Source organism: Ruminococcus sp. RTP21484sp1_RTP21281st1_A8_RTP21281_210402 (assembly GCF_040914025.1).
GTDB classification, from domain to species: Bacteria; Bacillota; Clostridia; order Lachnospirales; family Lachnospiraceae; genus Blautia_A; species Blautia_A faecis.
Genome location: NZ_JBCPGE010000034.1, coordinates 1 through 13828 on the forward strand (window position 1 = coordinate 1; position 13828 = coordinate 13828).

12 protein-coding genes and 1 pseudogene are annotated in these 13828 nt (G+C 43.6%); 3 read left to right on the forward strand and 10 right to left on the reverse strand.

The window, feature by feature from the left end; all coding sequences use genetic code 11:
• Positions 1–274: 274 nt before the first annotated feature.
• On the forward strand, positions 275–523 hold the full coding sequence (locus tag AB5170_RS15345; RefSeq protein ID WP_118579639.1) for a helix-turn-helix domain-containing protein: 249 nt from the start codon (positions 275–277) through the stop codon (positions 521–523).
• A gap of 37 nt (positions 524–560) precedes the next feature.
• On the opposite strand, the gene AB5170_RS15350 is transcribed toward AB5170_RS15345, so the two are convergent.
• The 8 genes from AB5170_RS15350 to AB5170_RS15385 form a co-directional block, all read right to left on the reverse strand.
• On the reverse strand, positions 561–1025 hold the full coding sequence (locus AB5170_RS15350) for a signal peptidase II (protein WP_178090597.1): 465 nt from the start codon (positions 1023–1025) through the stop codon (positions 561–563).
• A 13-nt stretch (positions 1026–1038) separates the two neighbouring features.
• A complete protein-coding gene (locus tag AB5170_RS15355; protein ID WP_148461720.1) occupies positions 1039–1563 on the reverse strand; it encodes a zinc ribbon domain-containing protein in 525 nt (174 codons plus the stop codon).
• A gap of 107 nt (positions 1564–1670) precedes the next feature.
• A complete protein-coding gene (gene clpX, locus AB5170_RS15360) occupies positions 1671–3104 on the reverse strand; it encodes an ATP-dependent Clp protease ATP-binding subunit ClpX (protein ID WP_118579648.1) in 1434 nt (477 codons plus the stop codon).
• A gap of 164 nt (positions 3105–3268) precedes the next feature.
• Entirely contained in the window at positions 3269–4954 is a 1686-nt protein-coding gene (locus AB5170_RS15365; protein ID WP_173734900.1) for a S1C family serine protease, read from the reverse strand.
• Positions 4955–5170: 216 nt separating this feature from the next.
• Positions 5171–6091 (reverse strand): glycosyltransferase family 2 protein, encoded by a 921-nt coding sequence (locus AB5170_RS15370; protein WP_118579651.1) that lies wholly within the window; start codon positions 6089–6091, stop codon positions 5171–5173.
• Positions 6092–6244: 153 nt separating this feature from the next.
• Positions 6245–7657 (reverse strand): LCP family protein, encoded by a 1413-nt coding sequence (locus AB5170_RS15375; protein ID WP_118579654.1) that lies wholly within the window; start codon positions 7655–7657, stop codon positions 6245–6247.
• Positions 7658–7671: 14 nt separating this feature from the next.
• On the reverse strand, positions 7672–9075 hold the full coding sequence (locus tag AB5170_RS15380) for an undecaprenyl-phosphate glucose phosphotransferase (protein WP_173734901.1): 1404 nt from the start codon (positions 9073–9075) through the stop codon (positions 7672–7674).
• Between the two features lie 94 nt (positions 9076–9169).
• Entirely contained in the window at positions 9170–9310 is a 141-nt protein-coding gene (locus AB5170_RS15385) for a DUF6783 domain-containing protein (RefSeq protein ID WP_306467763.1), read from the reverse strand.
• On the opposite strand from AB5170_RS15385, the pseudogene AB5170_RS15390 reads away from it, so the two are divergent.
• Positions 9248–9412 (forward strand): annotated as a pseudogene (locus tag AB5170_RS15390) (DUF6783 domain-containing protein); the annotation flags it as partial. The gene AB5170_RS15385 and the pseudogene AB5170_RS15390 sit on opposite strands and share 63 nt — an antisense overlap.
• A gap of 65 nt (positions 9413–9477) precedes the next feature.
• Here AB5170_RS15390 and AB5170_RS15395 read toward each other — a convergent pair.
• Together AB5170_RS15395 and AB5170_RS15400 are read right to left on the reverse strand one after the other, a co-directional pair.
• On the reverse strand, positions 9478–10434 hold the full coding sequence (locus AB5170_RS15395) for a glycosyltransferase family 2 protein (RefSeq protein WP_148461724.1): 957 nt from the start codon (positions 10432–10434) through the stop codon (positions 9478–9480).
• 9 nt (positions 10435–10443) lie between these two features.
• A complete protein-coding gene (locus AB5170_RS15400; protein WP_173734902.1) occupies positions 10444–12312 on the reverse strand; it encodes a glycosyltransferase in 1869 nt (622 codons plus the stop codon).
• 262 nt (positions 12313–12574) lie between these two features.
• Here AB5170_RS15400 and AB5170_RS15405 point away from each other — a divergent pair, with 262 nt between their 5' ends.
• Complete coding sequence (locus AB5170_RS15405) at positions 12575–13828, forward strand: D-alanyl-D-alanine carboxypeptidase family protein (protein ID WP_148461726.1); 1254 nt, start codon at positions 12575–12577, stop codon at positions 13826–13828.

Here is a 13828-nt window from a genome sequence, read left to right on the forward strand (position 1 = left end):
TCAATTTAACAAGCCCCAGCAAAAAGCCGGGGCTAATACTTCAATTATTTTAGGACATTTTCAAAAACGCTTGACACACTAATTTTCAAAAAAATTTGAAAAATTTAAAAAATATATTTTTGTATCTTTTAGGATTCCGGCATAGATTTGTTCTTAGTCCATTTTGGTCTTTTTAACTATTCCAAGGGAACCGCAATTTATAATGAAATCAACCGTTATCCACCTGTGGCTGACGGCTGATACTATTTATACTTTTACACCAGAGAAATGAAATATGACGTACAAAAGAATCAGAGAGCTGCGGGAAGATCATGATCTGACACAGAAATACATGGCTCACTATCTCAATGTGATCCAGCGTACCTACTCACGTTATGAACGAGGGGAAAGAATCATCCCTCCTGATGTCTTATGCAAAATTGCAGACTTCTATAATGTAAGTGTAGATTATCTGCTGGAACGCACAGATACAAAGCAGCCTTATCCTCCCTCACTGCTCTCCAGAAAAACAAAAGACACCTAGCGCACTGTGCCAGGTGTCTTTTGTTTTCTGTCTCAGATTATTTTTTCCTATATGAAAATAAATTTCCTGCTGCCCACAGAATGGTACCTGCAGCAATACATACGTCAGACAGATTAAATACGATCTTACGAATTTCTTTTTTCTTCACATTCAGGCTCACATAATCTGTAACATATCCTTTATTTCGACGGTCTGTGTAGTTGGCCATTCCACCACCCAGGATCATGGCAAGACCGACTCTGCTAAGCTTATTTCCGCCGTGGAGAAGCTGGTGCCAGTATTCCCCTGCCACACAGCCCATACCAGCTGCTGCAAGCTCCTGGCAATTCTCCCTGCCGATTTTTACCTTACCAAGAATCTTATCTTTATTGTGACAGTTCCGAAGGAGCAGTCTGCCTCCCAGTACTTCTTCTTTGCTTCCCTGAAGGCGGGTACTGTCAATATGTTCTTTTATCTTATAATCCAACAGAAAAATTCCGCCGGCAATTGTTAGCGAAAGCATAAATGCAGCCTCCTTATTTACCTGGAAAATCCTGACCACTTTCCTCAGTTTCTGTTGAGACCTTTTCTTCCTCTGTACCTGCCTCATTCTCTGCCTGCTTCTCTTCTGTCTCTTCTACAGGTTCTGCAGTCTCAGTGTCCACCACATCACCCTCAGCTTTCTCCGGTTCCGGAGTCGGGCATACAGAGCCACAATATGGACAAAAGGAGACACTTCTGTCTACAGATTTTCCACATGCCGGACAGATTTTCCGTCCCTTCATCTCCGCTGCTGCATCCTTATATCCATCAATAATATCCAGATGCTGCTCAATCTCTTCGCAGAACCCTTTAAGAGCTTCTTCTACTTCTGCACCTTCTTTGTACTTCTCAAAGATCACATTTCCAATGTCTGCTTTCAGTTTCTGTACCATCTGCTCTTCACTGGAAATCTTGCTTCTGATCTTCTGTGCCTCATAAAGCTGACCGGCTTTTTTTCCAAGATCCTTGGTTGTCCTTGTAATTGTGTCACTTAACTCGTCAAAAAAATCGCGTGCCATAATACCATCTCCCTTTCATATAAAAAGTGTTGTAACTATTCAGTACTTTTACGGCTAAAAGCTGTCTCCTGAACAGCTGCAAAATGATGAAACACCTGTTTCCCTGTCTACTGTGCCATCCCGATCAGGGGAATTTCCTGTCCGCGAAGCAGGATTCTCGGACCGCCTGTACCTTCAATATATTCTCTGGTAATGATCACCTGTCCAATACTGTCATCTTTCGGAATCTCATACATGATATCCAGCATATATTCCTCCAGAATGGCGCGAAGACCTCTGGCTCCAGTGTGTTTCTCCAGTGCCTTGGCCGCAATCGCGTGAAGCGCATCTTCCTCATAGTCCAGCTTCACCTCATCCAGGGCAAGGAGCTTCTGATATTGTTTCAGAATTGCATTCTTCGGTTCCTTCAGAATCTGCACTAACATATCCTCATTCAGTCCGTCCAGTGTATATATAATCGGCAGACGTCCGATAAATTCCGGAATCATACCAAATGCACGGATATCATCTACTGTCACCTTCTCCAGAATATGTGGATCATTGTCATATTTGTCCTTCAGGTCTGCGTAAAAGCCGATAGATGCCTGCTTATTCAGTCTCTCCTTGATAATATTCTCCAGATCCGGGAATGCCCCTCCACAGATAAACAGAATATTTCTGGTATTTACCGTTACCATAGGAACCATGGCATTTTTGCTGTTGGCTCCGACCGGCACCTCTACCTCGCTTCCCTCCAGAAGCTTCAAAAGTCCCTGCTGAACCGCTTCACCGCTTACATCACGCTGATTGGTGTTCTTTTTCTTGGCCAGCTTGTCAATCTCATCAATAAAGACAATCCCATGCTCTGCTTTCTCCACATCATTATCTGCTGCAGCAAGAAGCTTGGAGATCACACTCTCAATATCGTCACCAATATAGCCTGCCTCTGTAAGAGAAGTAGCATCTGCAATAGCCAGCGGCACGTCCAGAAGTCTGGCAAGAGTTTTTACCAGGTAGGTCTTTCCGCATCCGGTAGGTCCGATCATCAGCATATTGGACTTCTCTATCTCAATCTCATCCATAGTGTCTGTAGCCACACGCTTATAATGATTATAGACAGCAACAGACATTACTTTCTTGGCTCTCTCCTGACCAATTACATATTCGTCAAGGCTTGCCTTGATCTTATGTGGTGCCGGGATCTTCTTAAGATCAATCTCTGGCCTGGCATCTTCTTTTTTCTTCTTTACTTTCTTCGGACGAGGAATTGCATCCTGAATACTGCCAAGATTGATCATACTCACATTAGGCATATTAAGAAGATCGTTCAGATTCAGTCCGTTATTCATCTGCTGGGTCATGGTGTCAAAGCTTTTCTGCATACAATCATTACAGATATGTATATTGTTAGGAAGCTCGATCATTTTGCCTGCCTGGCTCTCCGGACGATGACAGAGAAAACAGAATTTCTCATAATCGCTGTCATCTTCGTGATCATCGTTCTTCTCTGTTATATCGCCATCGATGATTTCGTCTTTTTCATCGTCAAAATGTTCAGTCATATAATTATTTCCTTTCCTGCTGCTGTTATCAGGCTAACCAGCAGTCTTTCCTATCTTATGTAAAAATCATTTTTGTTTTCTTATTGTACCATACTTTTCTCTGATTTAGAAATTAACTTTTTATAAAATGTGAAAAGGGGAGCCTTATCAGCTCCCCTTGCATATTACTGATTACCATCCGGTCTTGCACTCAATGTAACAGTTACTGTCGATTCCTCATACTCTCCGTTATTTAACCGTGCCACCTCAATTTCGATTTCTTCACCAGCTGAATAATACTGAAGCTTATCGTTGATATCAGCCTTACTTGAAACCTTCTGGCCATCCAGCTTGGTAATAATATCACTTTTCTGGATTCCGGCATTATCTGCTGCCTCTCCCGGATACACATCCATAACAAATGCACCAGATGGCATATTATACATCTGGATTGCTTCTCTGGAAAGATCGGCGAATTTAACTCCCAGATAGCCAATCTGTGACTCATCTGAAACTTTATCCCTTGTCTTACGATTCATAAGTTCTTCCAGAATGGGCTGTGCCTTGGAAATCGGAATGGCATATCCGGTTCCCTCTATACTGCTTGATGCAATTTTGGCACAGTTAATTCCAATCAATTCTCCCTGCATATTTAAAAGGGCACCACCACTGTTGCCAGGATTAATTGCTGCATCTGTCTGGATCAGCTCCTCATAAGTATTGGAATCGGACTGAACAGTGCGATCCAGGGCACTTACCCAGCCAGATGTTACAGTCTGACCATAACCAAGTGCATTACCAATGGCAACCACCTGCTCACCAACAGCAAGATCATCCGAATTGCCAAGCTGGGCAATTTTAATCTGGCTCATGGTTTCTTCCGGAATGTCACTTTTTTCAACTGCAATCACCGCAAGGTCTGTATCCTCGTCAGTTCCTTTTATCTTTGCGGAAACTGCACCATCAATATTCAAGTCTCCATTTCCATTTATATAATTCTCAGTTTCCTGTTCTGCACTTACCACATCACTTCCGATAAAGCAGACACTCAGTGTAGTAGCGCCCTCCACTACATGATTGTTGGTAGCAATGAGAAGTTCATCATCATTCTCTCCGACAATAATACCAGAACCGCTTCCTGTACTGGGATATTCCATTCCATAGCCGAAAAAGCTGCGAATTTCCTGCATGCTTACTGAAGTGATTGCCACGACTGAGGGCATTGCAGCCTGGGCAACCCCTGCAACGGGACCTTTTTCATTTGCTACGATTTCTGCATTGATGCCTTCGCCTGCATCTGTGCTTTCTTCTGCCGTAGTACTGGCAGATGCTGAAGAAGTAAGTGTCTCTGCAGACCCTACTGCAGTCTGAGTTTCTTTCTTAAAATATTTATCCGACACCATATTCACTGCCTGAAATACCAGACCTGCCACCAGACCAAAAATCACAGCCAGCGTAATAGTATTTCCTGCTTTCCTTCCCAAACCGGAAGATGCTGCCTTATCATTATGAAGTCTGTGATGTCTTCCTTTCTTTTTTTCCTCAGGCTTCTTCTCCTGTTCATCAACCTGATAATGCGCATATCTGGGTTCCGAAGATTGGGACTCAAAACCGCTGTCTTTGGATGAATTTCCGGAAGTATCTGAATTATTGCTGGAAGCGTAATAATTTCCATTGTCTGTGCTTCCTGCACCATCTGAATTTCTGCTGCTGGTATATCTGTAATGATAAGTTACATTTTCATTCAATTCATCTTCGGGGGCCGCTGTCTGATCCGATGCAGCCGATCCGGATTCATCTGTATTCTCTGGCTGTTGGGAGCTGCCATCCGTTTTCTCTGGCTCCTGTCCCCAATTCCATTCATCACTCATTTTCTGCTCCCTTCTATGTTCATAAACAGTGCTGCTGTTCACGTTGGAATCTGCAGCATTCTGTAACATTTTCTTTTATTTATGATACAAGTTTAGCAAGCAATTGTGTTGAAAATGTGATAGATTCATTAAGAAAAGGTGACACGAAAAAAAGTGTCACCTTTCATAGCCACAGTCCCTATTCACGAAGTGCATAACTGTAAAAACACTGAACAGTTACTCGTTTTTCCAATATTCACGGTTCATAGTACAAAACAAAATCACCTTTTTCGGCAGCTTTTTATATCTTTTTCCAAGAAAATATCCCATATATTTGAAGCCACTTTGCCCTGCCAGCTTGGGAACCAGCCAGATATGCCCTGTTTTTATAAGATAAGCCAGGCTCTTTTTCACAAGGCGAAGTCCCTCTCCCTCTGATGGTACTCCCTCAAAAATCTCCGGATGATCTGCCTGGGAAACACCCAGATCAAAATTCCGGTGAAACTGCTGTCTGCATGAATAATTGTGTGAATGGATCACACAGGCATCTGCAGCATAGGCAATTCCATATCCCCGCTTTGCCATAGTTCCTGCATAGATCATGTCTTCATTAAAAATAGCTTTTTTTACAAAACCGCCAATTTCCTCATAAATACTTTTCTTATAAGCTGCACACACATTGGAGCAAAAATAAGTTTTTATTCCATATATGCCAGTATCTTTTTCCCATTTTATAGAAGAAGTTTCCGGATAATTAAATCTTCTGGTGTATTTTTCCAGGTAAGCACAGTCCTCCCGAGCCAGCTGTCTTGCGTAGGCAGCTCCAACTTTGGAATTTTCCTGCAGTGGACGGATCAGATTTCCAATCAGATTTCTGTCTGCCGGAACTGCATCCTGAGTCATAAATACCATAATATCTGAATCAGACAGTCTTGCTCCCCGGCATCTGGTTCCACCGTGGTCAAAATCCGCCTTTTTCAAATGTACCACGTCCACTTTTGGAAATTTTTTCTCCCAGGCCGTGTTCCAGAATTTCTCTTCTGTATTCATAACAAGAATTTTTTCCACTGGATAATTCTGTGTGGAAAGAGAATCCAACAACTTCTCAAATTCTTTTCCCGGACGGTATGCAGGAATAATTACGTCAACTGTTTCCATAGTATCTCTCCTCTTTCAGGTTCTGCACGAATAAATATACTTTCGCAATATGGTAACAATGCTGGCAGAGCGCACATCCTTTTCGCGAAAAAGGGACCACTTCCTTTCGGATGGTCCCTTTAAATTTTCAATCATGGAATATTTATCTACTGATCAATATCCGCTTCCATCTTCGAAACCGCCATCGCCGGAGCTGTCTCCACTATAATCTCCGCCGCTGTAGTCTCCTCCATTATCGTAACTGCTTCCAGAATCACTTCCACTGTCATAACTGCCATCGCTATAATCGCCGCTATCGTCTCCACTATAGTCGTTTCCGCTGTCATAGCTATTGTCGTAGCTGTTATCATAGCTGTTGTCGTAGCTGTTATCATAGCTATTGTCGTAATCGCTTCCACCATAATCGTTGTAATCATAGTTTCCGCTTCCGTCACCCTGCCATACAATATCAGAAGAATTTCCTGCTTCATTACTTGCAATCGGAGACTGGTCAACCAAGGTATCTGCACCGCCTACAAGCTCAATGATCCGGGCATTCGCCTCCACGATGTTCTGTGACGGCTGGTAATTCTCATCAGCACCATACAGAAACTTATGAAGTTCCTTTACATTATCCTCCAGCGTGTCTGCAACAACCATGCTGGCCTTCTTCACATCCGCAAATTTGTACTTGGCTGGGAAACCGGTAGTATCTGCAATGTTATACCCCATCAGCGTCGGAATCAGGTTCAGAATCTCAGTCTTCGTGATGGATGTGGAAATCATAGGAAATACCTCGTCCATAATATTGAAAATGGTGGTAATTCCTGCTGCCTTTGCTTTGTCAACCATCATTCCGATCACACGGCGCTGACGCTCAGTACGTCCCATATCCATGCTTGCAGTGTAACGGATACGACAGTAAGAAACTGACTGTACACCATTCAGATGGTATGTTCCAAGGATTTCCTCCTCGTTCTCCGGCTTGGGATCCGGCAGTTCTACTGGCGTGTAGCTTTTGCCGGTCTCCTGGGAAGTTTCTATACAATAGTCATTCATAAACACCATTTCCGCATAGGAAAGAGGAATATCAAGACCGCCAAGTGCATCTATTGCAGCTACCATTGCATTAAAATTAACAGTTACGTAATCCGTAATTTTCAGGTCAAGCATGGTATTCAGCATGGAAATGGCCTGTTCCGGACCACCATATGCGTAAGCAGCATTTGCCTTGGTATAAGTATCATTTCCAATATCCAGAAGAGTATCACGATATACGGAAGCAAGCTTCACCTCTTTGGTATCATTATTAATACTTGCAATGATAATGGTATCACTGTTCTGTGCATCAAGCGCAGCATTCTTGGAACGCTGGTCGATTCCGAAAAGTGCATAAGTTGTATAGCCAGACATCTGTGGTGCTGTCACATTCGTAACAATCTTGCTCTCATCCAGCTGAGGTGTCTCAATCTTGTTCAATCTGGAATCAATCTGTCCATATACATACAATCCGCCAATAAACAGCAAAAGACAGATAATTTCCACAATAAACAAAGCAGTCCTCTTTTTTCTACCAGGTCTTGCCATTTTTCTTTCCTTTCTCAATACGCATTCTTATTAATGAATCCTTTAAAGATCGTCATAAACATTATCTTGATATCAAGCCCTACAGTCCAGTTCTCGATATAGTAAAGATCACACTCAATCCTCTTGCGGATGGAAGTGTCACCTCTGTATCCGTTTACCTGTGCCCATCCGGTCAGCCCGGGTCTTACCTGGTGCTTCACCATATATCTCGGAATCTCTTCACGGAACTTTTCCACAAAAAATGGTCTCTCAGGTCTTGGCCCTACCAGACTCATATCTCCCTTTAAAATATTAAAAAGCTGGGGAAGTTCATCAAGGCTGGTTCTTCGCATAAATCTGCCGATTGCTGTAACCCTGGGATCATTTTTTACTGTCCAGGCTTTCTTCTCCTCTGCCTCCGGCTGAATCTCCATAGAACGGAATTTATACATCCAGAAAGTCTGATTATGGAGACCCACACGTTCCTGACGGTAGATCAGCGGTCCAGGAGAAGTGAGCTTTATCAGCGCACATAGTACCAGCATGATCGGCGACGCCACAATGATTCCAATAATGGAGCCACAGATATCCATTATTCTTTTTATCATGGCATTAAAAGTATTACTAAGAGGAACATACCGGATATTGATCACCGGAAGTCCCAGAATATCCTCTGTATATGGTTTCGTAGGAATAATCTTATTATAATCCGGAATAAATTTTGTATGCACTCCTGATTTCTCACAAAGCGCTACAATCTCCTCCAGTCGGTAATATTCACTTAATCCCAGTGTAATCGCAATCTCGTCAAGCCTGTTCTCCGGCAGGATCACGTTTAGATTGGCAATTCTTCCGATCACCTTGACGCCTTTATACATGGTACCTGCAGTAATATTGTCATCCAGAATGCCTCTTACCACATATCCCCACTGAGGGTTCTGCTGAATGCGATCAATATACTCTTCTGCTGCCCGGCTGTACCCAACCAGCACTACCTGTTTCTGGTTCAGTCCTTTCTTTCGCATTTTGCGCAGGCTGTAGAAAATGAACATTCTTGCTCCCCAGCTTGCCACAATGCAGATTCCGTAAAACATATACAGTACAGAACGGGAAATATCGCCTTCTTCAATGGTATACAAAATAAATGTAGTGATCAGAATACCAAGAGAATTGGCTTTCACAATATTAGACAGCACAAGACGTCTTCCCTGCATCCGCATTGGTTCATACAGCGAAAACGCATGATACAGCAGAATATACGCCGGCAGGATAAATACCAGTGCAGACATATACTGCTGGAAACTTCTGGCCCGGACAGCATTTGCTGCAAAAGGTCCGATAAATCTCAGCGCCCAGGCAAACATATAAGATAACGTAATTACACAGGCATCTATAACGACATGGAGCCGACTGAAGTTCTTCTGATTATCTTTAATCAATCTCTGCCACCTCTGCCCTTCTTCACATGTTGCCGGGTTTGTCACTCACAGCAACCTTCACAAACCTGTTCCTGCTGCGCGTTTCATCCACATCTTACGCTTTAGAGCGTGTTTGAAAAAGGCTTTCTGCAAGATGTGCGTCACAATTTGTGGGAGATTTTGTCCGGATGAGGGCGCCGTAGCGGGCTACGGCAACCGAATTCGGGCAAAATATACCGCAAAGTGGGGCGTGCAGATTGCGGGAATGCTTTTTCAAACAGGCTCTAAAGCCTTTTTCCAACACTCTCCGGTCTGTGACTTCCTCTATCTTATAATAGATAAAACAGAATTGCAATAAATTCTTCATACATTAACACGAAAAATAGTTACGAAATAATAACGAATCACTTCTGCACAAACTTTTTATACCATAAATCTGTAAATTATATTCCACCACAGTTCCAGCTGGATTCTGGCGTATCTTCCAAGATTTCTCATGTGGAACTTCACTTTTTTATTTCTATGACTGATCTGGAACCCATTTTTGATTCCTGCCACATACTCCCTGCCCATTCCCTTCTGGGAAAAAAACAGGATCTTCATGCCAAAGCCCGGCACCAGAAAAGGAAGATTCAAAATAATCTGAAGAACCGGCATATTTTTGTAGATCAGATAAATATTATTTCTTGAAGAATATCTGGTCTTAAACTGATTGTATCTGGATCCGCTTGTTCCGCTGCCTACATGATAGACCAGTGCAGCTGGCACATACCAGTTCTCATATCCAAAGATCCTGGCACGATAGCCCACATCAATATCTTCCAGATATGCAAAATGCTCTTCATCAAAATATCCGATTTTCTCAAAAACCTTCTTACGGTAAATAGCTGCGCCAGCGCATGAAGCAAATATCCGCCCTTCCTTCTCAAAGGAATGAATATCCTTTCCTTTGCCCCGGGCATATGCCCAGCCAAGAGCAGAATAATAATTTCCTGCATCATCCAGTTTATTCCGGTCATGATAACAGATCATCCTTGCACTGCAGGAGAAGGCCTTCTTATGACGCTTTATAGCTGCCAGCATTTCCCCCACAAAATTCTTATCTACTTCTGTATCGTTATTCAAAAGGAGCACATAAGGTGTCCGTGATGCATAAATCCCCTCATTTACAGCTCTTGAAAAGCCGAAATTATCTGGCAGCTCCACAATGTGTACCCAGGGAAAGTTCCCCATTACAAAGGCAACGCTTCCATCTGAGGATCCATTGTCCACCAGAATGGTCTCAAAATTCTGAAACGCCTGCTGCTCCAGGCTTGAAAGCACACCCTCCAGATATGCCATCCCATTATAATTGGGAATAATGACTGATACTTCCTGCATAATGTCTTCTTAGTCTTCCTCCTTTTTGCCGGTCATGCCCGGAAGTGGTCTTAAAGAATAATTCCACTTGGTCAGGGAAAGATTCTTATTATAATTGGGATCACCGTTCTTCAGAATATCGATCCAGTTACATCTCATATATTCGATTTCCCGCTGGAAACGTCTGACTTTCACCTCATTGTTCTCTGCTCCGCGGGTCTTGGATTCCATATGGTAAAGCCTTGCATAAGGATCATAAACCACCAGATAACCTGCTTTCGTAGTCTTCAGGCACAGATCCACATCGTTAAAGGCGACTGCAAGTTCTTCTGTGAAGCCGCCCACTTTGTCAAAAGCACTGCGCTTCATCATCATACAGGCTGCAGTTACAGCGCTCATATCCTGTAAAATAGACGCCTTGTGGAGATATCCGGTACGATCCGCAGGCATATCCACAAACATATGACCTGCAATTCCACCAATTCCGATCACACAGCCTGCGTGCTGGATGGTATTGTCCGGATAGATCAGTTTCACACCTACTGCTCCCACTTCTCTTCGCTGACACACCCCCAGCATTTCTCCCATCCAGTCCTCTGTAATGACCGTTACATCATTATTCAGAAAAAGGAGATATTCACCTCTGGCATTTTTAACCCCAAAGTTGTTGATCGCGGAATAGTTGAATTCCTTTTTCCAGCAGATCAGATGGATCCTGGGATCCTCTGAAATCTTCCTGTAATAATCAAAAATCTCATCTGTAGTGCTGTTATTCTCCACGATAATGATCTCATAATTGTCGTAGAGTGTGTTCTTCTTAATAGATTCCAGGCATTTCTCCAGAGTTTCCTTCTCGTCTTTATTGGGAATGATAATGGAAACAAGCGGATGTCCCTGTACCGGGTATTTCACTCTGTAAAATCCAAGATCCGGAGTATGGCTTACAGTGCCTTTTACTCCAGTCCTCTCAAGATGCGCCTCGATAGCACGTTTGCCTGCTTCAAAAGCGTACATCTTACTTGCAGGATTATCAGCAGTAGATGCCTTGTGGGTACGCCAATGGTACAAAATCTCCGGTACATGCACCACTTCCCTGGCTTTTTCCACACAACGGAAAATAAAATCATAGTCCTGTGCACCGTCAAATTCCCTGCGGAATCCGCCCACTTCTTCTACCAGCTGCCGCCGCACAACAAAAAAGTGACAAATATAGTTATTGGAACGAAGCAGATCAATATTAAAATCCGGCTTCAGATGCGGCTGAAAATGCTCGTCCAGTTCAGCAGTCACTTTATCCTCATCTGTGTATACTGCATCCCCGTGCTCATGCTGGTTCAGTGCATTCACAACCTCGTAAAGAGCATTTGGCGCAAGAAGATCATCATGATCCAGAAGCCCTACAAATTCTCCCTTTGCCATGGCAAATGCAGCATTGGTGTTCTCTGCAATCCCTTTATTCTCAGTGAGCTCCTGCCAGCGTACTCTCCTGTCCCTGCTGCTGTATTCTTCCAGCACTTTTCTCATAGACTGATCTTCCGGACTTCCATTGGCAATGCAAAGCTCCCAGCTCTCATAGGTCTGTGCTTCCAATGAATCAATCATCTGCCGCAAGAATAATTCCGGAGTACGATAAGCCGGAACTACCACGCTGATAAGAGGTGCGTAAGCAAATTTTTTCTTTCTTTGTTTGTCAAGGACCGTCTGGTCCGGCACATATGCCGCGTACCAGGGACCATAAGGGATCTCCTCCGGCTCAAAGCGCTCGTGCAGCCGTATCCAGAACTCCCTGGGACCATAATGCTTCAGATACAAAAGTCCCTTCTGGATCATGTAAGGAGATAATTTTTTGAAGAAACGAGACCACTGGATCCGTCCCTCTGATCCGTTTTTATCGCTCATATTAAAATCCTTTGCTTTTATAATGACCCTATTTTAACATTGAAGAAACAATTTTGCAAGGAAGCTGTAAAAGAAAGGTTGAATTGAACCACATTTTAGGATATGATTATATTTGTATTATATTTTTTTATTTTACAGGAAAAATATACTATATGTTATACTTGCAGCAGAATTGTATCTGCACTGTCAGAAAGAGTGTTACGATGCTGTTCACAGACATCACTGCAGATACCATTATTTTAATACAGGAGTTCATTATACTATGAAAAAGCGAAAGATAACCTCAGTTTTTCTGGCTCTTGGTCTTTTCGCATCTCTTCTTTTCCAGGTTCCCATATCTGCAGAAGAGGCAGACCAGAGTGCAGCAGTTGAAGCATCAAGTACCATATCTACCAATTCCATTTCCGGATGGCCCCAGGCTTCCGATATTTCTTCTGAAGCGGCTGTAGTCATGGAGAATACCACCAATACCATTCTCTATTCCAAGAATGCAGACGAAGTACTTTTCCCCGGAAGTACAGTCAAGATCATGACTTGTCTTCTGGCTCTTGAAAATACACAGCTCACAGATGAGGTTACCATGACCGCCACCGGAGTTTCCGGTGTCACAGACGGTGGTGCCAGTATTTCCTCACAGGTTGACGAAGTCTTCACTGTAGAGCAGTGCCTGTATGCCATTATGGTTGCCTCTGCCAATGATATTGCACTGCAGATTGCAGAGCATGTAGGCGGTTCTGTAGACGGCTTTGTCCAGCAGATGAATACCCGGGCACAGGAGCTTGGATGTACCAATACCGTATTCACGAATCCCACCGGACTTCCGGATGACAACCAGCACACTACAGCCCACGACATGGCGCTGATCATGCAAGCCGCCATCCAGAATGAGTCTTTCAGAACCATCGCAGCAGCCACCAGCTACACGATCCCTGCCACCAATAAAGCGGCAGCCCGTAACCTGACCAGCAAATTCACCATGACAGATACTGGCAGCACTGGATTTTACGAAGGATGTATCGGCGGTAAGGAAGGTTATACGGAAGCCTCCGGAAGTACACTGGTATGTGCAGCCCAACGAAATGGCATGACTCTGATCAGCGTAGTCCTGAAAGGTGCTTCCGGTCAGACAGCTCCTGATGCAGCCTCTATTCTCAATTATGGATTCGATCAGTTTGTAACTTTATCCCTTGGAGACAGCGATTTCAGCATTATCTCCGGCGGTGACGTAGTAGTTCCAGCCGGCACCGGTGCCGATAGCCTTACCACAGAAGATTCCCAGAACGGCGACCAGATTGACCGCACCTACCTTTTTAACGGCACTTCTGTGGGATCTGCAGTCCTTGAAGTTGTTCAGTCTGATGATACTGCTTCCGTCCAGGAAGGTCAGCAGCACATGCAGGCGGCCAAGGACTACTCCGATAATCACACTGAAATTCCGTATTTTGTAATTGCCGGTGTATTCTTACTTCTTCTGATTCTTTTGATCTGGAGGATCGTGAAAATTGTAAAATCCTAA

Coding starts and splice junctions, on each gene's coding strand:
- AB5170_RS15345 (WP_118579639.1), top strand. CDS start 275: ATGACGTACAAAAGAATCAGAGAGCTGCGGGAAGATCATGATCTGACA.
- AB5170_RS15350 (WP_178090597.1), bottom strand. CDS start 1,025: ATGCTTTCGCTAACAATTGCCGGCGGAATTTTTCTGTTGGATTATAAG.
- AB5170_RS15355 (WP_148461720.1), bottom strand. CDS start 1,563: ATGGCACGCGATTTTTTTGACGAGTTAAGTGACACAATTACAAGGACA.
- clpX (WP_118579648.1), bottom strand. CDS start 3,104: ATGACTGAACATTTTGACGATGAAAAAGACGAAATCATCGATGGCGAT.
- AB5170_RS15365 (WP_173734900.1), bottom strand. CDS start 4,954: ATGAGTGATGAATGGAATTGGGGACAGGAGCCAGAGAAAACGGATGGC.
- AB5170_RS15370 (WP_118579651.1), bottom strand. CDS start 6,091: ATGGAAACAGTTGACGTAATTATTCCTGCATACCGTCCGGGAAAAGAA.
- AB5170_RS15375 (WP_118579654.1), bottom strand. CDS start 7,657: ATGGCAAGACCTGGTAGAAAAAAGAGGACTGCTTTGTTTATTGTGGAA.
- AB5170_RS15395 (WP_148461724.1), bottom strand. CDS start 10,434: ATGCAGGAAGTATCAGTCATTATTCCCAATTATAATGGGATGGCATAT.
- AB5170_RS15400 (WP_173734902.1), bottom strand. CDS start 12,312: ATGAGCGATAAAAACGGATCAGAGGGACGGATCCAGTGGTCTCGTTTC.
- AB5170_RS15405 (WP_148461726.1), top strand. CDS start 12,575: ATGAAAAAGCGAAAGATAACCTCAGTTTTTCTGGCTCTTGGTCTTTTC.